Source organism: Prolixibacter sp. SD074, assembly GCF_009617895.1.
Classification (GTDB): domain Bacteria; phylum Bacteroidota; class Bacteroidia; order Bacteroidales; family Prolixibacteraceae; genus Prolixibacter.
On sequence record NZ_BLAW01000001.1, the window covers coordinates 2000312 to 2019319 of the forward strand.

A 19008-nucleotide genomic window follows, 5' to 3' on the forward strand; every position below is an offset into this window, starting at 1 on the left:
TTTTTATAGATGCCCCACCGGGGGGGTATCTCCTTTAGATAAAATGAATCCTAACAAGTTGCCATTCCTCTGGGATGCGTAAGGATAACCAACAGAAATTTTGTTGCAAAAACAATATTGACAGAGCCTATTTCCGCTTTGCCATTAATGCATTCAGATATACTCTTAGAGTACCCGCCCCAAAAAGTCATTACAGTTTATACAGCTAATCCAAACAACGAAAAATGGAAGGAACAAAAAAAGCGTTGGTCCGTGAAGCACCCCAACGATTACTTGGTCAATATTAAACACCAAGTAGGCAAGGAGGTACGTCACGGCAGGAGCAGTGATGATTACCTCTAGTGCATTTTGCTTATTAGCATGAAATCCAAAAGCTGTCACGCCGAACAACTTTTTTGAAAATCTTGAATAGCTTAGAAGGCAAAAATCATCTGGTATACCTCCTTACTGGCTTTATTTTCATAATTTGCAAAAAAAATGAAAAGATCTGGGCGAGCTATCTATCTTTTACCCTGTGATTTTTTCAATTTCGATTTCCCCAGATAAACTCCGTAAAAGATGAAGAGAAGATAACCAATTAACTTTGTGGCAGAAATATTTAGTTCAAAAGGCACCTTATCCACCAGAAAGCTTAGCCCCCACTCAGCAATTTTTAACACCACATAAAATGAGGTGACAGAAAAAAAAACATTGAAGAATAACCGATATAAATCAATTGTTTTGGGGTAAAACCACCAACTTATACCAATTATAAATAAAGTAAAAAAATAAATCGCCATGATTTCCATCTTTAATTATGTGAAGGTTTAATTACAATTCCTACTCTATTCCAGGCTTTTCGGATTCCGCCTGAGCTTTGTGCACGTAACTCATCTACTAAATTAACCGGGTAGCGTGCACAAAAAAAGTACTGTGGAAATTTAGTTTCCAAAAACCACCTTCGACTTTACTAATATCCTGTTTCGACAATGCTTTTACCAAACCGTCGCCACGAAAGGCCGCTGGTACTTTTTGTTGCATCAACATTCGCGCAAAAGACCGAATACGTTACAAAGTACAACATTCCGTATTACAGCGATTCCCTCAACCAGGCCGATGAGTACCTCCGCCAACAATGCGTGCTGGATCTCTATTACCCGAAGAATGTGACGCACTTTCCCACCATCGTCTGGTTTCATGGTGGCGGTTTGACGGGCGGACACAAAGAGATTCCGCAAGCGCTGAAAGAACAGGGCATGGCTGTTGTCGGTGTAGGTTACCGGCTCTCGCCTCACATCAAAGCGGAGCATTGCATCGACGATGCGGCAGCAGCCGTTGCCTGGGTGTTTAATCACATCGAACAGTTTGGCGGCGATTCAACGTTAATTTTCGTCTCGGGGCACTCGGCCGGTGGTTACCTCACCCTGATGGTTGGGTTGGACAAAAATTACCTGAAAAAATGGGACATCGATGCCAACCGCATTGCCGGATTGATTCCCTTCAGCGGACATACCATCACCCATTTTACCATCCGCGCCGAGCTGGGCATTCCGGGAACGCAACCGGTAGTCGACAGCCTGGCGCCGCTCTACTGGGTACGCAAAGATGCACCGCCGTTGCTCCTCATTACCGGAGACCGCCACATGGAAATGCCGGGACGCTACGAAGAAAACGCCTACCTGATGCGCATGATGAAAGTAGTGGGCCACAAAAACACTCAACTTTACGAAATGCAGGGCTACGGCCACAACATGACGGCTCCGGCTTTTCCGCTGTTGCTAAAAGATGTAAGACGGATTGTGAAGGAGAAGCAGGCGAACGATTAACCTTCGTTACGCCAGTTCCACCACGGTTATGCCTGAACCACCGTTCTGCACATGCTCATCGCGATAATGCCGCACCATTGGCTCGGTGCGAAGGTAGTTGCGGATAAGTTCGCGCAGAACACCCGTACCTTTCCCATGCAGGATATGCAGTTCGGCTGCCTCCAACATGATGGCTTCGTCGATGAATTCCTGGATTTTTTGCAGTGCCTCTTCGGCCCGCATACCACGAACATCAATTTCCGGCTTGAACGTCATTTTCCGGTCAGCAATGGCATCGTTTATCCGGGCGATGGTTTTATTTTTCTGTACTTCCGGCTTCTTCAACTGGCTGTTCGATACCACTTCCAACTTGTCCGCTTTTACAGTTGACCGCAACGGGCCTAAGGCTACGACAATGTTTTTCCCGTTAATTTCGAGTACCTCGCCGGCAACCTGTTGCCCCGATAAACGGACCCGTGCTCCTACTTCCAGGGTTGGCACTTTTGATTTCGCCGGTTTAGCGCTTTTCTTTTCGGGCTCTTTCCGGGGTGACTTTTCACGACGACGCTGTTCTTTCTCCCGCAGTTTCTCCATCTTCCGGGCTATCTTTTCCTCGTCTTCCGTGGCTTTCCGGTCCACCTCTTCACGGAAATCTTCCAGTTCGCGGCGTACTTTCCGGGTATGTTCCTTTTCTGCGTTTGCTTCTTTTATCTCCCGGATGGTCCGTTCAATCATGCGGTTAGTACCGGACAGTAACTCTTCGGCTTCACGTTTGGCTTTCGCCAGAATCTCCTTCCGCATCCGTTCCGTTTCTTCCAGGTCGGACTCGTACTTGCCGGCCATATCGTCAAGATTGCGTTCAACCTTCCGGATACGCTGCCTTTTGCTTTCCCAGTACCGCTTATCGCGGACAATGTCGCGCAGGTGTTTGTCGAAATCGATGTGCTCCTTCCCGATTTTATCGCTGGCCTCTTTCAGGATATCTTCCGGCAGACCGATTTTACGGGCAATTTCGAAAGCGAACGAACTTCCGGGCTTGCCAATCTGCAACCGGAAAAGCGGTTCCATTTGGTGCGAGTCATATAACATCGCCCCGTTCTCAATACCATCTGCCGAGCTGGCAAAGTGCTTCAGGTTGGTATAGTGCGTTGTAATGACCCCGTAGGTTCCCAACTGGTTGACCCGATTAAGTACTGCCTCGGCAATGGAACCTCCCAGCATCGGCTCGGTTCCGGTTCCAAACTCATCGATGAGCACCAGTGTTTTGGGCGTACAGTTCTTCGAAAAGAACTTCATATTCGTCAGGTGCGAACTGTAAGTACTCAGGTCGTTCTCCAACGACTGGTCGTCGCCAATATCGATAAACATCCGCTCAAAAATTCCGGAACGACTGTCCGGGCTCACCGGAACAGGCAAGCCACACTGCAACATGTACTGCACTAATCCTACCGTTTTCAGGCAAACCGATTTACCGCCCGCATTAGGGCCCGAGATCAGCAGAATGCGGATCTTTTCAGTCAGGGTAATATCCAGCGGAACAACTTTCCGGTTCTCTGCCTTCAAGTTGCGTTCGAGCAACGGGTGCCGGGCTTTAAACCACTCCAGTTCCTGTTTATCGGTCATTTTGGGCTTCACCGATTCACTTTCGCTGGCCCACAAGGCCTTGGCCCGGATGAAATCGAGTTCGGCCAGAATTCCATAGGAGAAAGCTAAATCTTCAGCATACGGACGGATTTCGTCCGTGAAGTGAATCAGGATTTTTACGATTTCGCGTTTTTCAGCTGACTCCAGTTCCCGGATGCGGTTGTTCACTTCCACCACTTCTTCCGGCTCTACATATGCCGTACGTCCGGTAGCCGATTCATCGTGCACAATTCCTTTCAGCTTCCGCTTGTTTCCGGCGGCGATGGGAATCACCGTGCGGCCGTCACGAATGGAAGTGGACACGTCTTTTTCCACCAGTCCTTCGTTTTGTGCTTTCCGTAGAATACTTTGCATGATTTTGGAAACACTGGCCTGCCGGGAAAAGATTTCGCGGCGAATCTGCGCCAGTTCGGGTGACGCATTATCTTTTATCGTTCCGTGCTTGCTGATAATTTGGTCGATGCGGCCGTACACAAAAGGGAAGAGTTGCACATCGCGAACGACATTGCGCAACCTTGGAAATTCCTCTTCTTTCCGGGAACGGAAGAAATTGACGATGGACCGGATGGTTTCCAGCGAGCGTTTCAGGTCGAACAACTCATGCACTTCCAGGAAGGTGCCGGGCACCTTGATTTTCTGCAGCGCCGGACGGACATCGAGGTAGTAACCTGTGGGGAAATTGGTTTCCTCGGCGATAATCTGCATAAATTCCACGGTCTCGTCGAGCTGACGGACAATGTCCTCATAGTGGGACGAGAAACCAAACTGCGCAGCAATCTCCTTCCCGAGCGTACTCAGGCAGCGCTGACTCAGCAGGTCGCGTATTTTATCGAAACCAATTTTTGATTCAAATCCCGCAGGATAAATTTCCACCATCGTTCTTCATTTTCGAACTGCAAAAATAACAATCGAAAAGGGATATACGAATAGCAGGGGTAAACTTACTTTACCCTTAACGGGAAATACTTTTGTGGGAAAGCTTAAATGCGCACCATGGTCGAATCCTGTACCCAGCCTTTATTGCCGTCGGCCAGCTGAATCTCCTTCCAGGTGCCGAGGCTGTCGGTGAGTTTCACTTTCAGCCCTTCGTGAATAATGAAAAGTTCGGTACCTGTTTCGCTGGGGGCCCCCTTCACCGTAACTGTCGGGGCCGTAATGATGGCTGTGTTCCGGCGTGTCAGCTTGTTCTTCTGGCTTGAAGCAAAAGAAAAGGTGAATCCCGACCAGGTAAGCGCCAAAATGGAAACCCAGAATGCCAGTTTCTTCCGGCGCACCGTTTGGGCAAAAAGAAACAGGGCAAAGATGATGAGAAAGAGGAAAAAGGCGATCATACTCTGAATTCCCCATTCATCGGCCGAATGCGTATTAATGATACTGTGCCACCATTTGGTCAGGAAAAACTCAGGCAACGGCACGATATTATCGACCACGTGGGACTGCGCCAAATTCAGGTTGTACTTGATATCCTCGTCGTTGGGAGCCAACAAACGGGCCCGTTCATAATTGATGATGGCCTTGGTAATTTGACCCAATTTGTAATACGAATTACCCAGGTTGAAATAGAGGTCAGCCGACTCGTATCCACGATTCAGGATACCCGAATAAACGCTGGCAGCCTGCTGATAATGCCCTTTCGCGTACAAGGTATCGGCCCGGGCAATAGAATCCAGTTCTGCTTTTTGACCGAATGTGGTGCCGGAAATCAACACCAGCGCCAACATTCCTATGATGTATAATACTTTTTGTCTCATCGAATCCTTGTTCTGTTGATTCTGTTTCATCGTTACCTAATCTCTTTTTCCATGCGGCTCATCACCTCAACGGCTTTGCCATACATTTCATTCATAGCCGTCGTTGTGCCTCCGCCCGGTGCAAAACGGGCAAATTCGCAGGTGTCGAGCGTTTCGATAAAGCGATCGACCAATTCCTGCGAAACACTTCGCTCCAGTAAGGCTTCCGTAGCGCGTTCCTTATTCAAATCGGAAACCGGAATCGTTAGTTTATCGCTGAGATAGCCCCAGAACGCGCGGGTTACCGCTTCGTAGAACTTCTCGGCATCGTTTTGCTTCAGAACACTGCGTGCCACCTTCAGGTGCTTCATCGCGACCTTGCTGGCTTTTCGGTTTTTCACCCGGGCCAGGTTGGCATTCTCGCGAATGCGCTTCATGTTAAAGAGATAGAATATGAGTACGAGGAATGCCCCCCCCAGATAAACCAGGTAGAAATTAACCGAACCAAAGAAGGTATCGTTTCGCTGGAACAATTGATTGCTATCGGTTTTAATATAGCGAATATCTTTTCCAAGGAATTTCACATCTTCTTTTGATACTCCACTGCTTACGACCGTATTCAACTGGTCACCCGAGCCTTTTTCCACATGCAAATCATATGACTTGGTGGTTTTTGTCACATATCTTCCGGTTGCCGGATTGAAGTAAACAAAGTTGACCGCCGGAATGGTGAAATCGCCGGCATGACGCGGGATAACCAAATATTCAAACGACGTACTCCCCACGAGGCCATTCTCGGTTGCTTTGTAATTGCTGGAATTTTTCGGGTCGTATGTATCGAAATCAGCCGGAAAATCGACCTTCGGTGAATCAATCAATTTCAGGTTTCCGTTACCGGAAATCTTCAGTTTCAGTGTCACTGCATCGTTGGCTTTTACATCGGTTGCCGTGATAGAAGACTCGAGACTGAAGTTCCCCACTCCGCCGGAATAATTGGCCGGAGCCTGAGGCAGCGATTTCACATGCACAGTTACCGGCTGGCTCAATACAGTCGCTTTCACCGTCGAATACTGGTCGAAGAAATCGTCGAAAATGCTTTGTGGCTGCTGAATGCGCTGACGTACCAATGCCACAATTTTCACCGGTTTAATCGTAATATTCCCGGTTTGCTGTGGGAAAAGAATCGTCTTCTTCAGTGTTCCCACATTGTATATTTCTCCTTTGTAGGCTTCCCGATGCAACGACATCTGTTGGGGAATATCGATATCCTGTGACCAAAATCCTTCAAAATTTGGCAGTTCAATGTCATCGAATCCGCTCAGGTTCACCCGTGAGTAAATTTTAATGGTAGCTAAGAGATGTTCCCCCTTATAAACCGATTTCCGGCTCAAGTCCACGTTGACAAACAGATCCTTCGAGTCAATTTGCCCAGGTTTTGCTGCCGGTTTATCAACGCCTCCTCCGGCAGGTTTTGACGAACCTTTCACGACCTGGATGGTCACGGAATTGGAAGTGTACGTTTTGCCGTCGGCCTCAATGGTTGCCGGTTGAATGGTAAACTTTCCCTCCTTTTTTGCCTGCAAAATATAGGTGTAGGAAAAGGTGACCGAACGGGTGGTTTTCCCGTTGATCATTTGAATGGACGTACTGTTGGAAGTAGAGGGGCCCATCAGTACATCGAAGTCATTCAATTCCGGAAGTTTCAGGTTATCTCCCTGCGTATTTAACACAAAAGAGAGCCGGAACTGACTTCCCAGCTCTACCGCATTGGGCGCCGACATCGAAAACCGCACATCGTCGGCACGGGCTGTTAAGCCTGCAAAGAGTGTAAACAATAGAAGAAACAGGGTTTTTTTCTTCATCATCTGTATGCCTGTATATTTCGTGATTAATCTGTATTGCATCGTCAACATGCCTCAAAATTAGCAAAACCCCGGAACTTTTCCGGAGGGCATCCGGTTACCCAAAAAATAACCGTTACCAATCCTTTTCAATCTTATTTTGCTGCGCTTTTTTCGCTTTCAGCTTGCGCACTTTTTCCTGTGTTTTTTTCTCATCGTTTTGCAGGGCCTGCAACATCTGCTCGGCATTCTGTTTCGAGATTTTGTTTTGCTGAGGTTGCTGTTGCTGATTTTGGTTTTGGTTATTCTGGTTTTGCTTATTTTGATCTTGTTTATTCTTATTCTGATCCTGATTTTTCTTCTGATCCTGGTTCTGTTTGTCCTTATTATTCTTGTTCTGATCCTTGTTTTGTTTGTTCTTATCCTGCTGGTTCTGTTTATTCTTTTTCTTGTTTTCCTGCTGTTGCTTCATCTTTTCGGCGTACGCCAGATTGTACTTGGTTTCCATATCATTTGGGTTCAAGCGCAACGACTTTTTGTACGCATCGATACTTTCGTCAACCTTTTTCTGCGCCAGCAACGAATTCCCGAGGTTATGATAAACCTTCGCCTTATCCCTCTTGTTGTCAGTCTCCTTGGTCAATTGCTCAAATTCCTCAGCTGCCTTCGCCGGCTTAGCCTGTTTGTACAAAGCATCGGCCAGGTTGAACTTCCATTGGAAATTGTCCGGTTTTTCCTGCAGTGCCCTGCGATAAGCCACTTCCGCTTTGCCAAAACGAACCGTATCGAGACTGGTGGTATCCTCGAGCCCTTTGGCAAAATCCCTGTTCCCTTCCCGGATAAATTTGCGTTCTTTTTGCGCAAATACCGGAACCGTCAGGAATAATATCATGGTCATGAGAACGATTTGCCTCATCTGTATCTTATTTTCCGACATGAATGTTTTCATGTTCATTGTATCTAAATCCTTCTCTATTATTTAAACAAACTGTAATTCCTCAACCACTTATTTTTCCGTTCGAGCACCAGAAAATCCAGCAAAATCAATGCCAGGGCCATGCCCAAGAAGTAACCATACTGATCGTTGTAATCGGAATAAACCCGCGACTCAATTTCCGCCTTTTGCATCTTATTCAACTCATCGAAAAGCCTATTCAAACCAACCTGTGCATTGTTTGCACGGATGTAAGTTCCGCCGCCGGTATTGGCAATTTCGGTCAGCATCTTCTCGTCCAACTTTGTGATGATGGTATTCCCCTGACGGTCTTTCCGGTAACCTTGTTGTCCGTTGGGTAAGGTAACCGGAATTGGCGCTCCTTCGGGAAGTCCCATGCCAATGGTATTGACGGTAATTCCTTTTTCTTTAGCAGCTTTAGCTGCCCCAACCGCATCATCTTCGTGATTTTCCCCATCGGTGATAACGATGATGGTTTTATTTCCTTCAAAGTTTGGAGAAAACGAACGGGCAGCCAGGTTGATAGCCGCTCCGATGGCTGTTCCCTGTACCGGGACCATATTGGTATTTACCGAACTCAGAAACAGCTTAGCCGACGCATAATCGGTGGTAATGGGCAACTGAATATATGCCTGCCCGGCGAAAACAATCAATCCGATTTTGTCCTGATTGAGCCGGTCGGTCAATTTGGCAATCGCTCTTTTCGCGCGGTCTAACCTATCAGGTTTGATATCCTGCGCCAGCATACTATTCGAAACGTCCAGGGCAATCATGATTTCGATTCCTTTTCGTTTCACTGTTTTCAGCTTCGAGCCAAACTGCGGCCTTGCTACTCCAACGATAATAAACGCCAGTGCCAACATCCAAATCCAGAATTTCACTATCGGACGGCCATTCGATACACTAGGCATCAGTCCGGCCAACAGTTCCGGATTTCCAAATTTACGTATGGCTTTTCGTCGTCCCCTTCGGGCAAACCAAAAGATGATGGCAAATGCCGGTATCACCAGCAAAAGATATAGATATTCGGGATTTGCGAACCTAAATGATTCCATTTTTCCTTTTAATTTCAGACTAATAATTCTTCACCACCGGGCTATACCCTTTTTCCTCTCAACCTTTTCCTTACGGGATATTCCGGAAAACCGTGTTTTTCAGGAATACCAGCAACAGTGCCAGCAACATGGCCGGAATAGCGAACCGTTCGTATTCTTCCGTTTTTTTACTGAACTGCTTCACGTCAATTTTCGATTTCTCCAGCTTATCGATGTGCTGATAAATCGATTTCAACGTGGCATTATCGGTCGCCCGGAAGTACTCGCCCCCGGTAATTGAAGCTATTTTCTTCAGCATCGGCTCATCAATTTTCACCTGCATCTGCCGCATCTGCTTACCAAAAGGTGTTTGAACGGGATAAGGTGCCGTTCCGATGGTCCCCACTCCAATGGTATAAACCCTGGCGCCAAATGTTTTGGCTATTTCGGCTGCCGTAACCGGTGCAATTTCGCCGCGGTTGTTCTCACCATCGGTCAGCAGGATAACCACTTTGCTTTTGGCTTTGCTGTCCTTCAACCGTGAGACCGCTGTGGCAAGGCCTTCTCCAATAGCCGTTCCGTCTTCAATCATTCCGGTATGGATATCCTTGAAAAGATTAATCAACACCGCATGATCGGTTGTCAACGGACACTGCGTAAAACTCTCACCGGCAAAAACCACCAGGCCAATCCGGTCGTAAGGCCGGCCTGAAATAAACTGAACCGCCACATTCTTGGCTGCGTCCAACCGGTCGGGCTGAAAGTCACGGGCCAGCATTGAACTCGAAATATCCAACGCAATAATGATATCGATTCCCTCGGTAGTAGCGTTCTCCCAACTGGAAGACGATTGCGGCCGGGCCAATGCCATAATCAGCAGCGATAACACGCCTAACTGCAATACAAAGAGCAGATGGCGCAAGTAATGCTTCCATGTTCTGGGTGCCGCATCAAAACCTCTCAGTGTCGATATCTGTATGCTTGCCCGCGATTTTTTCTGTTGCCATACATACCAAACAATCATGGGTATGAATAGCAGAAACAGGTAAAAAAATGCGGGATATGCGTATGTTATCTGACTCATGATTTTCTTCTTCCCTTTTTATCCGACAAATCGATGGTTACTTCCTCATCGCCGTTATCTTCATCATTCTCTTTCTCCTCTTCTTCCGGCAACTTTCCTTCAATTTTCGTCTGGTTAACAAAGAAGTAAGCATTGGCCAACGTCATCTGGTTATCGTCTTCCACCGGAATGAATTTAGCGAACTTCACCAAATCGGCCAGCTCCAGAATTTCCTTCAGCTGCTTGTACGACTTTACATCCAACTTAACGGCATCATACTTCAGGGCAGTCATAATTTCATCAGTAGTTTTCTCCATAGCCGCCACTTCATAACGTCCTTCCAGGTATTCCCGCAAGGTATCGGTGATGCGGCTATAGTATTCTTTCACCTGATCGTGCTGCCACAGTTTTGCCTCTTTTATCTCGTCGAGCTTACGCAAAGCAACACGATACGGCGGCTCCTTCGGTTTGGGCGGCTTCTGGAATAACGGCAGTTTCTTTTTCCTCCGGCGAATAGCATAAATTAGCAGGAAGATGACAGCTGCAATTAAGATTCCACCAAACAACCAGGGCGCAATTTCCTTCAGCGTCACCGGTGCATCGAACGGCTTCTTAATATCAGCCGGGCCCTTTTTCAAATCCACTTTCGGAACCTGCACAAACAGGCTCAAACTATTCGTGTGGACCGAATCAGTCAGCTGGTCGTACTTCAGTTTGAACCAAACCGGCGGAATCGGGTGCGGACCGCTGTCAAATGCTGTGATCAAAAAATCCTGGCGCAGCATGATCCGGCGACCTTCCATCTTGATGGTATCGATCAGGGTGCGTTGCAGCACTTCGATTGATTTACCGATGCTATCGGGTATTTGCGGAAACTGAACCTTCGGACCGATATTTTGTTCCAGCTCCAGGTTCAAATGAATCTGGTCGCCAAGCAAAATGGTATCACGGTCGAGCGTGGCACGTGCTTTTATTTCCTGCGCCTGCACACCGGATGCCACCGTCAGCAACAGTGCCAGGACGCAGGTTATATGTTTCATCGTTCGTGTAACGTTCATTGATTATTATTCTCTTTTCTTAAACAGTGAAACAAGCGATTTCACATAGTCCTCACGGGTATTGATCCCGACATAGTCGACGCCTGAACGCTTCATCATGATATCGAGCTTCGACCGGTAGTCGTTCCACCATTTCTGATAAGCGTCCCGGACTTTCCGGCTTGATGAATCGACCCAAAGGTATTCTCCGGACTCGGCATCTTTGAACTTTACCATACCAATGGAAGGCAATTCCGTTTCCCGCTCGTCGTATATCTGCAGTCCCACTACATCGTGTTTGCTGTTGGCAATACGAAACGCCTTTTCCAACTCCGGATTATTATCCATAAAATCGGAAATAACGAACGTCGTAACCCTGCGCTTCATCACATTTGTGAGATATTGCAGGGCTTGAGCGATATCGGTCTGCTTTGATTCGGGCTTAAATTCGATGAGCTCCCGGATGATGCGCAACGTGTGCGTCCGGCCTTTTTGCGGCGGGATGAACTTCTCGATTTTATCGGAGAAGAAAATCACACCAATTTTATCGTTGTTGGAAATGGCCGAGAAGGAAAGAATCGCTCCAATTTCGGTAATTACATTCTTCTTCAGCTTTTCGGAGGTACCAAAATCGCGCGAACCACTCACATCAATCATCAACATCACGGTCAGCTCCCGCTCTTCTTCAAATACCTTGATGAAAGGTTTGTTGTACCGGGCCGTTACGTTCCAGTCGATGGTCCGCACATCGTCGCCAAACTGGTACTCTCGCACTTCGCTAAAGGCCATACCACGACCTTTGAAAGCACTATGATACTCTCCGGCAAAGATGTTGCGCGACAATCCCCGCGTCTTTATCTCAATTTTCCGAACTTTCTTTAGCAGGTCCGATGTTTCCACAGCACAATAACTTGTTTGTTCCTAATTCATTCCATTCAATTCTCAACTCCCGTTTCCGGGAAACCGTTACTACGGCACTTCAACCGTATTGAGAATTTCGGAGATGATCTCCTCGCTGGTCAAATTATTGGCTTCCGCTTCGTAACTCAGTCCGATACGGTGACGCAATACATCGTGGCAAACGGCACGAATATCTTCCGGAATCACGTAGCCGCGACGCTTGATGAAAGCGTACGATTTGGCAGCCTGTGCCAGACTAATGGAGGCACGGGGCGAAGCGCCGTAGGTAATCATTTCGGCATATTTCGGCAATCCGTGTTCTGCAGGTTGACGCGTTGAATAAACAATATCGACAATGTATTTCTGAATCTTTTCGTCGATATACACATCCTTCACGATATCCCGTGCACGGATAATATCTTCCGGTTTCAGAATCGTCGATGCTTCGGGAAATTTTTTGAGCAGGTTTTGTTGAATAATCAGCCGCTCTTCGTCTTTCTTCGGATAATCCAACACAACTTTCAGCATAAAACGGTCAACCTGCGCTTCGGGAAGCGGATAGGTTCCTTCCTGCTCAATTGGGTTCTGAGTCGCCATTACCAGGAAAGGCTCTTCCAGTTTGTAAGTATGATCGCCAATGGTGATCTGCCGCTCCTGCATGGCTTCGAGCAACGCCGACTGCACTTTGGCAGGCGCACGGTTGATCTCATCGGCCAATACGAAATTGGTGAAAATTGGCCCCTTCTTCACCATGAACTCTTCGTTCTTCTGGCTGTAAATCATGGTACCCAACAAGTCGGCCGGCAACAGGTCGGGCGTAAACTGGATGCGGGCAAACCTGGCAGCCACAATGTGCGAAAGCGTATTGATGGCCAGCGTTTTTGCCAAACCAGGTACACCTTCCAGCAAAATGTGCCCATCAGATAACAGTCCAATCAACAAACTGTCAACCAAATGTTTTTGTCCCACAATCACTTTATTCATCTCCATGGTGATCATGTCGACGAACGAGCTCTCCTGTTGAATCCTCTCATTGAGTTCTTTAATATCTACTGACTGATTCATCCGTTATATTATTTGTTTTTTAGTTGTCGAACAGAACGCGCATGTTATTGAAATTTTTTCCTTTTTACTTCTCATAACCGCAACATGCCCGTTTCAAACTTCTGCAAGGTTATTTCTATTAATTGAAAACTTCTTTAGTAGAATGCTTACGAAATTAATGGTTTACCGATGATTAGCTAATAACATTTTGTTAAAAATTGTTAACCTTAAATGGCTTGAAAACTTCCTAAAATACCTTAATTTAAGATGTTGGAAGTATATTTCTTACCTTTGACGACCGGGAAATTCGCATCCAATTTATCGTAAATTCCCGTATAAATACAAAGGTAAACAACATTTGATGCAACGATATTTTATTCAACTCGCATACGACGGTACCAATTATCACGGCTGGCAAATCCAGCCAGGCCCTGTTAGTGTGCAGGAAGTGTTGGAGCAAGCCATGTCTACTATTTCGCGTGAGACCATTCACGTTACCGGAGCCGGACGGACCGACACCGGTGTACATGCCAGCTTTTTCGTGGCACATTTCGATGCGGAGTCGGAAAACCTGGACGATCAGCATTTCACCTTCCGGTTGAACCGGTTCCTTCCACCCGATATTTCGGTACAAAATATTTACAAAGTACATGACAAAGCACATGCCCGCTTCGATGCCACGTATCGCACCTATCAATATTTTATCACGAAGCAGAAAAATCCCTTCAGCCGCACTTTCGCATACCATCACTATCGGTTGCTCGACACCGAAAAAATGAATGAAGCCGCCCAACTGCTATTCAACTATTCCGATTTTACCAGTTTCAGCCGCACCGGAACCGACATTAAAACAGGAATTTGCGAGATTATGGAAGCCTACTGGACCGAAGAGCCGGAGCGATATATTTTGACCATCAAAGCTGACCGCTTTTTGCGGAACATGGTTCGGGCAATTGTCGGTACCATGCTCGATATTGGCATGGGGAAAATAGAGCCGGAAGGAATGGCACATATTATTGAAGCGAAAGACCGCCGGGCAGCTGGCCCGAGCGCTGCCGCCCGAGGTTTATTTCTGGTTGATATCGGTTACCCGGAAGAAATTTCGCAAGGCTTGAGCAGGAATCCCGGTTAATCACGGTTCCAGATTTCCCAGGCAGCCAATGCCTGTCCGTGAAGCATCTCCAGGCCATTTTTAATGGCTGCGCCATGCGCTTCTCCTTTTGCCAGGAAACGAGTCTTCTCAGGATTGTAGACCAAGTCGTACAACAAATGCTTGTCATTAACGAACTGGTAAGGAATGTCCGGAGCTCCTTCCGTTTTTGGATATGTTCCCAGCGGTGTGGCATTAATCACGACCGTATATTCTGTCATCAAATTCTCATCTAAATCGCGGTAGCTGATTTGTCCCGCACCATTCGGTGAACGGGAAACCAAAACCACAGACAATCTCAGCCTCTGCAATGCCCAAACGACCGCTTTCGATGCGCCACCGGTTCCTAAAACCAGTGCTTTTTTATGGTACGATTTCAACAAGGGTTGGATGGAATCGCCAAAGCCAATCACATCCGTATTAAATCCGTGCAAACGGTAATTCTTCCCTTCTCGTTCGATCCGGATGGTGTTAACGGCACCGATTTCCTGTGCGGCTTTGTCGGCCTCATCCAGATAGGCGAACACATCTTGTTTGTACGGAATGGTTACATTCAGCCCCTTGAGCATCGGATTGGTCCGGATTACTTCCGGTAATTTTTCGATATGCGCTATCTCAAAATTTTCGTATTCCGCGTCAATACCTTCGCGGGAAAACTTTTCGGTGAAAAACTTCTTTGAAAAGGAGTGCGTCAACGGATATCCAATGAGACCGAATGTTTGTTTCATGATTCTTCCACAGTTTGAGCCGATTTCTCCAAAAGATATATCGTAAATATTCCTGCAATCATCAACAATACGGCTACAACAACTGTGGTTGTTAAAGTGTCCGGAACAAACCAATCGTAACCCGAAACCACTTTTTCCCCACTTTTCTTAATCAGGATATGGCCTAATGAATCGAGTTTATAAACCGGATGTTTCCAGGGCCAAAGAATTCCCACGGAGCCAAGGATAAAACCGGTAAGCAATGCGATGGTCTGGTCCTTGAATTTTTTGAAAACCCACGATAAAACATGTGAAAAAGCGAGCAGTCCAATTACGGCGCCAAGTACAACCGGCAGCAATACCATCAGGTTCAACTCATTAATCGAATCAATCATAACCAACTGGTAGTTGCCCAACAGAATGAGCACAAACGAACCTGATAATCCCGGAAGAATCATGCTACAGGCCGCTATAATTCCGCAAATAAACAAATACAGCATAGAGGAATTTTCGGACGCCGGACTTAGTACCGATACGGAAAAAGCAACTGCCGTTCCCACAAGTAGGCTAATGATTACCGACAAACGCCACTTCTCAACTGTCTTCCCGATAAAATATACCGAAGCAAGAATCAAACCGAAGAAGAACGACCAGATGTAAACCGGATAACTCTTGAACAGAAAATCGAACAACCGGGCCAGTGTCAGGATACTAATAGCGACACCGGTAAAAACAGACAGCAGGAAATCGAGGTTAATGTGACGGACAAAATCCCTGAACTTCCCGCTCAACAACAATTTCAGCGCCGTCAGATTAAATGCTTTGATGCTGTCAATCAGCTTCTCAAATATCCCGGTAATCAGGGCCACTGTCCCTCCCGAAACACCGGGAATAACGTTCGCGGCCCCCATAGCCAATCCTTTGGTAAACAGGCTTAAGTATCTCTTCATCGCTTATGTTAATATTTTTAAACTTCCGGTTGGCTAAAATAAGATAAAAAAATGGCCGAAATCTCTTCCGGCCGGATTCTGTCAATATTTTAAAAGTTAATCATTGTTAATGATAATGATTAATCATCTTGTACTTATCAATCAACCGGTTGACCGGACCACTTTCCAGGGCTTTCGGACAAAAGTCGAACAGATCATGATACTGACTAAAATCCTCACTCAACGCCTGTTCCAGGTAATGCATGGCCAGGTACTCGTCGCCGTTTTCCAGCAAATAAGCGGTTAAACGGTAATTTAATGTGGCACTTACGACACCTTGCTTTTTGGCTTTCATCAGGATATCGATTGACATGCCCAGCTGCTCATATTCGTAATAGAAGTCGGCAAAAGAAAGCCAGTTGTCAGAATTGTCTGCATCCAGCTCGAGCGCTTTTTGGAACGCTTGCTCAGCTTCTTCGTAGTAATTCAATGTGGAGTTGACTTTACCAAAAGTAAGCCAAAAATCGGCATTATCGTCTTCCAGCTTAATGGCCTTTTTCAGGAATGCCAGACTTTCCGGCACCTTATCTTCCACCAGTAAAACCACCGATGCGCCATACCATGCATCTGCATTGTAACCATTCAGCTGCAACGCCTTCTTATAGTAATCGAATGATTTTTTGAATTTGCGCTGATGGAAATAGCATTCAGCAATGTAACAGTAGGTTTCGTCCGAATCTCCATCAATTTTCAGGTATTCCCCGTAAGTGGCAATGGCCTCGCCTAGCTTTTCTGCATTAGCAAGCGAATTGGCCTTATTAAAAAGTGCCGAGGCATAATTGTCGTCCAGTGCCAGGGCAAAATCATAGGCTTCCACCGCTCTATCGAAATCGTTTACCCGGTTATAGGCAATCCCCAGGTTGTACCAAACAAATTCGGAAAACGGGTCCAGATCGAGGTATTTGTTGTAAAACTGAATACACTTGTAACTCTCACCTACCTTGTCGTAGCTGAAAGCCAAATCGTAAATCACATTTTCGTTTTCCAAATTTTCCTGATGTGCCTTTTCAAGAAACGGAATAGCCCTGCTGTATTCGCTGTTCTGAATGAATGCAACACCAATGCTATAGAGGACTTCGTCTTTTTCTTCGTAGGAAAAACGCTCAGCCTCTTCAAAATAATAAGTGGCTTTCGGGCTATCGCCTAAAAAGTTGTAGCATGTACCAAGCATTAGCAAAATCTCCGGGTCAGAAGATTCGATTCCCGCAACCATTTCAAGCATTTCCTTCGCCTCATCCACGTTCCCTTGTGTCAGTAAAATACGAGCCTGCCGTACCTTGAGTGAAATCGCCTGAGGATGTTGCATCACACCTCTTTCCACCGCCTTTACCGCCTGATAATGATGTCCCCTGTCGGTGTAATGATCGATGATATATTCAAATTCGGCCACATCAAAAAACTCAACACGCTCCTCGTGCTGCATCTTCTGATAACGTTCAATTACGAGAGCAATTTCATTGCTTTCGTAGTCATCCTTAGCTCCTTGTTCCATAAAATTTTACTGTCTGCGTATCTGTTAATAATCCTCAACGCAATATCATCCTCTCACTAGGAGTTCTGGTGTTCTTCTCTCAATAAATCGTTGATGGTTTTTACCGGATTGAAGGTAACCACCGGTACTTCCACAAAAAGCGTAATCCAGTCGGCCATAGCCCCGTTCCATAGCCCCGGAAGCTCTTGTGCCTTCAACGGTTTTCCCTCTTTCGATTTATGAGAGATAAACCCGGTATTCGGATCGCGGTATTTCAATAAATCAAATTTTTCGCCTTTACTATTCCGAACTCCGCAGACCAAATCAACCGGATTGAAATGTGTCGATTGCCCAACTATATTGGCTTGTTCCTCATTCTCGTTGTCAATCTGACTTCGTTCTACAATCTGCAACGAAATGGTGTCGTCTGCATTGCGTGCCCAGAATGGGCCGCCACCCGGCTCACCTTCGTTTTTAACCATTCCACAAACCCTGATGGGCCGGTTTAATTTGTTTCGCAGATAAGGAATTAAAGCTTCCTTCTCTGTATAATACTGGCTTTCCGCTGCCTCAACACAAAGTTCCTTCGTCAGAAAATCCGAAATCTCTGCGATGAGTTTATCGGATACCGCAACACTGGCTTTTTCCAACTCGCGAAGGTAGTTAAAAACCTTTTGCCGGTAATACAACAATACACCAGCCAACGCTTTTTTATAACGTACGGTCGGCTCTTTTAATCTGTCAGGCACGACATTATCGATGTTTTTAATAAAGACAATGTCACTGTCAATATCATTCAGATTTTCCAGCAAAGCCCCGTGTCCCCCCGGCCTGAATAGTAAGGTTCCATCTTTCTGCCGGAATGGTTCGTTTGCAGGTGTTACAGCAATCGTATCGGTTGACGGCTTTTGTTCCGAAAAACCAATTTCGTACCGCACGCCATAGTGATGTTCAAAATTTTTTGCGGCCCCGTCTGTCTTTTCTTCAAAAAAAGAAAGGTGCTCCGGCGATACGGTGAAGTGCAAACTCACTTTCTTTCCCGAATCCTTGCCGTATAAGGCGCCTTCCACCATATGTTCCTCAACCGGCGTTCTGGATATTTCTCCGTATTGATGAAACTGCAACAATCCCTTGGGCAGGAAACCGTAATTCAATCCCTTCCCGGTCAGCACAAATTCCAAAATTTCCCGGTAAGGTAAATGTCCATCGGCGCCTGTCTTTTTCAATTCTCCGGGCAACTGATGGTAAAACGCGAACTTCGGCAGGTTGTCGAAGAAGGTTTTTACATCGGAATGCGCTTCCTCATCCAATAATGAGACTGCTTGTTCCTGCGATTTTGCTGCATCCTGAAAAGCAAAAAGCTTCTGAAACATCCGGCTGGCCGCTCCCGAAGCCGGTACAAACTTTTCGATGGCAATTCCCCGGTTGACCTCATGCTCAAAGATGCCGATATACTTTTCTATATGGCCCTCATCGAGCTTGATAATCCCGTCGTTTACAGTGGCCGGACGAAGGACATTCGTGAAAGGAAATCCTTTCTTAAAATTCTCAATTTGACGTTCTACTTCCGGTAGTTGGCTACCGCGATTGCTAATTTGCTGAATATCCTTTTCTGTAAACATAATCAACCCGTTACTTTAGTGGCTAAAGATAGAAAAA

Annotated in this window: 15 protein-coding genes; 2 read left to right on the forward strand and 13 right to left on the reverse strand. The window is 46.3% G+C overall.

Annotated features, from left to right (window positions below):
- The first annotated feature begins 968 nt into the window (after positions 1 to 968).
- Positions 969 to 1805 (forward strand): alpha/beta hydrolase, encoded by an 837-nt coding sequence (locus GJU82_RS08735; protein WP_153631800.1) that lies wholly within the window; start codon positions 969 to 971, stop codon positions 1803 to 1805.
- A 6-nt stretch (positions 1806 to 1811) separates the two neighbouring features.
- Here the strand turns inward: GJU82_RS08735 and GJU82_RS08740 are convergent, their stop codons facing one another.
- The 9 genes from GJU82_RS08740 to GJU82_RS08780 form a co-directional block, all read right to left on the reverse strand.
- Complete coding sequence (locus tag GJU82_RS08740; protein WP_153631801.1) at positions 1812 to 4304, reverse strand: endonuclease MutS2; 2493 nt, start codon at positions 4302 to 4304, stop codon at positions 1812 to 1814.
- Between the two features lie 104 nt (positions 4305 to 4408).
- The gene (locus GJU82_RS08745) at positions 4409 to 5209 is read right to left on the reverse strand and encodes a tetratricopeptide repeat protein (RefSeq protein ID WP_228488633.1); all 801 of its coding nucleotides are present in this window, start codon (positions 5207 to 5209) and stop codon (positions 4409 to 4411) included.
- Between the two features lie 2 nt (positions 5210 to 5211).
- A complete protein-coding gene (locus tag GJU82_RS08750; RefSeq protein ID WP_194831011.1) occupies positions 5212 to 7023 on the reverse strand; it encodes a BatD family protein in 1812 nt (603 codons plus the stop codon).
- A 112-nt stretch (positions 7024 to 7135) separates the two neighbouring features.
- On the reverse strand, positions 7136 to 7915 hold the full coding sequence (locus GJU82_RS08755) for a tetratricopeptide repeat protein (RefSeq protein WP_153631803.1): 780 nt from the start codon (positions 7913 to 7915) through the stop codon (positions 7136 to 7138).
- 59 nt (positions 7916 to 7974) lie between these two features.
- Positions 7975 to 9009, reverse strand: coding sequence for a VWA domain-containing protein (locus GJU82_RS08760; RefSeq protein WP_153631804.1), 1035 nt, complete (start codon positions 9007 to 9009; stop codon positions 7975 to 7977).
- Between the two features lie 70 nt (positions 9010 to 9079).
- Positions 9080 to 10072, reverse strand: a complete 993-nt coding sequence (locus GJU82_RS08765; protein ID WP_228488634.1) for a VWA domain-containing protein — start codon at positions 10070 to 10072, stop codon at positions 9080 to 9082.
- Positions 10069 to 11091: a hypothetical protein gene (locus GJU82_RS08770; protein WP_153631805.1), complete on the reverse strand. Its 1023-nt coding sequence runs from the start codon at positions 11089 to 11091 to the stop codon at positions 10069 to 10071. The genes GJU82_RS08765 and GJU82_RS08770 overlap by 4 nt, the downstream gene beginning before the upstream one ends.
- Before the next feature lie 24 nt (positions 11092 to 11115).
- Positions 11116 to 11988: a DUF58 domain-containing protein gene (locus GJU82_RS08775; protein WP_153631806.1), complete on the reverse strand. Its 873-nt coding sequence runs from the start codon at positions 11986 to 11988 to the stop codon at positions 11116 to 11118.
- 69 nt (positions 11989 to 12057) lie between these two features.
- Entirely contained in the window at positions 12058 to 13014 is a 957-nt protein-coding gene (locus GJU82_RS08780; RefSeq protein WP_373921458.1) for an AAA family ATPase, read from the reverse strand.
- A 379-nt stretch (positions 13015 to 13393) separates the two neighbouring features.
- Between GJU82_RS08780 and truA the strand changes: the two genes are divergently transcribed.
- Positions 13394 to 14164 carry a tRNA pseudouridine(38-40) synthase TruA gene (gene truA / locus GJU82_RS08785; protein WP_153631808.1) on the forward strand — a complete coding sequence of 257 codons (771 nt, stop codon included), beginning with the start codon at positions 13394 to 13396 and terminating at the stop codon, positions 14162 to 14164.
- Here truA and GJU82_RS08790 read toward each other — a convergent pair.
- The 4 genes from GJU82_RS08790 to GJU82_RS08805 form a co-directional block, all read right to left on the reverse strand.
- Positions 14161 to 14910 carry a shikimate dehydrogenase gene (locus tag GJU82_RS08790; protein ID WP_153631809.1) on the reverse strand — a complete coding sequence of 250 codons (750 nt, stop codon included), beginning with the start codon at positions 14908 to 14910 and terminating at the stop codon, positions 14161 to 14163. The two genes, truA and GJU82_RS08790, sit on opposite strands and share 4 nt — an antisense overlap.
- On the reverse strand, positions 14907 to 15839 hold the full coding sequence (locus GJU82_RS08795) for a DUF368 domain-containing protein (RefSeq protein ID WP_153631810.1): 933 nt from the start codon (positions 15837 to 15839) through the stop codon (positions 14907 to 14909). Before GJU82_RS08795 ends, GJU82_RS08790 begins: the two co-directional genes overlap by 4 nt.
- 106 nt (positions 15840 to 15945) lie before the next feature.
- The gene (locus GJU82_RS08800; RefSeq protein WP_153631811.1) at positions 15946 to 17370 is read right to left on the reverse strand and encodes a tetratricopeptide repeat protein; all 1425 of its coding nucleotides are present in this window, start codon (positions 17368 to 17370) and stop codon (positions 15946 to 15948) included.
- Positions 17371 to 17426: 56 nt separating this feature from the next.
- Positions 17427 to 18971 carry a DUF4301 family protein gene (locus GJU82_RS08805; protein ID WP_153631812.1) on the reverse strand — a complete coding sequence of 515 codons (1545 nt, stop codon included), beginning with the start codon at positions 18969 to 18971 and terminating at the stop codon, positions 17427 to 17429.
- Positions 18972 to 19008: the final 37 nt, after the last annotated feature.

Excerpts from the sequence above, each read along its gene's own strand:
- GJU82_RS08735 (WP_153631800.1), top strand. The coding sequence starts at position 969 with ATGCTTTTACCAAACCGTCGCCACGAAAGGCCGCTGGTACTTTTTGTT.
- GJU82_RS08740 (WP_153631801.1), bottom strand. The coding sequence starts at position 4,304 with ATGGTGGAAATTTATCCTGCGGGATTTGAATCAAAAATTGGTTTCGAT.
- GJU82_RS08745 (WP_228488633.1), bottom strand. The coding sequence starts at position 5,209 with ATGAAACAGAATCAACAGAACAAGGATTCGATGAGACAAAAAGTATTA.
- GJU82_RS08750 (WP_194831011.1), bottom strand. The coding sequence starts at position 7,023 with ATGATGAAGAAAAAAACCCTGTTTCTTCTATTGTTTACACTCTTTGCA.
- GJU82_RS08755 (WP_153631803.1), bottom strand. The coding sequence starts at position 7,915 with ATGAGGCAAATCGTTCTCATGACCATGATATTATTCCTGACGGTTCCG.
- GJU82_RS08760 (WP_153631804.1), bottom strand. The coding sequence starts at position 9,009 with ATGGAATCATTTAGGTTCGCAAATCCCGAATATCTATATCTTTTGCTG.
- GJU82_RS08765 (WP_228488634.1), bottom strand. The coding sequence starts at position 10,072 with ATGAGTCAGATAACATACGCATATCCCGCATTTTTTTACCTGTTTCTG.
- GJU82_RS08770 (WP_153631805.1), bottom strand. The coding sequence starts at position 11,091 with ATGAAACATATAACCTGCGTCCTGGCACTGTTGCTGACGGTGGCATCC.
- truA (WP_153631808.1), top strand. The coding sequence starts at position 13,394 with ATGCAACGATATTTTATTCAACTCGCATACGACGGTACCAATTATCAC.
- GJU82_RS08790 (WP_153631809.1), bottom strand. The coding sequence starts at position 14,910 with ATGAAACAAACATTCGGTCTCATTGGATATCCGTTGACGCACTCCTTT.
- GJU82_RS08795 (WP_153631810.1), bottom strand. The coding sequence starts at position 15,839 with ATGAAGAGATACTTAAGCCTGTTTACCAAAGGATTGGCTATGGGGGCC.
- GJU82_RS08800 (WP_153631811.1), bottom strand. The coding sequence starts at position 17,370 with ATGGAACAAGGAGCTAAGGATGACTACGAAAGCAATGAAATTGCTCTC.
- GJU82_RS08805 (WP_153631812.1), bottom strand. The coding sequence starts at position 18,971 with ATGTTTACAGAAAAGGATATTCAGCAAATTAGCAATCGCGGTAGCCAA.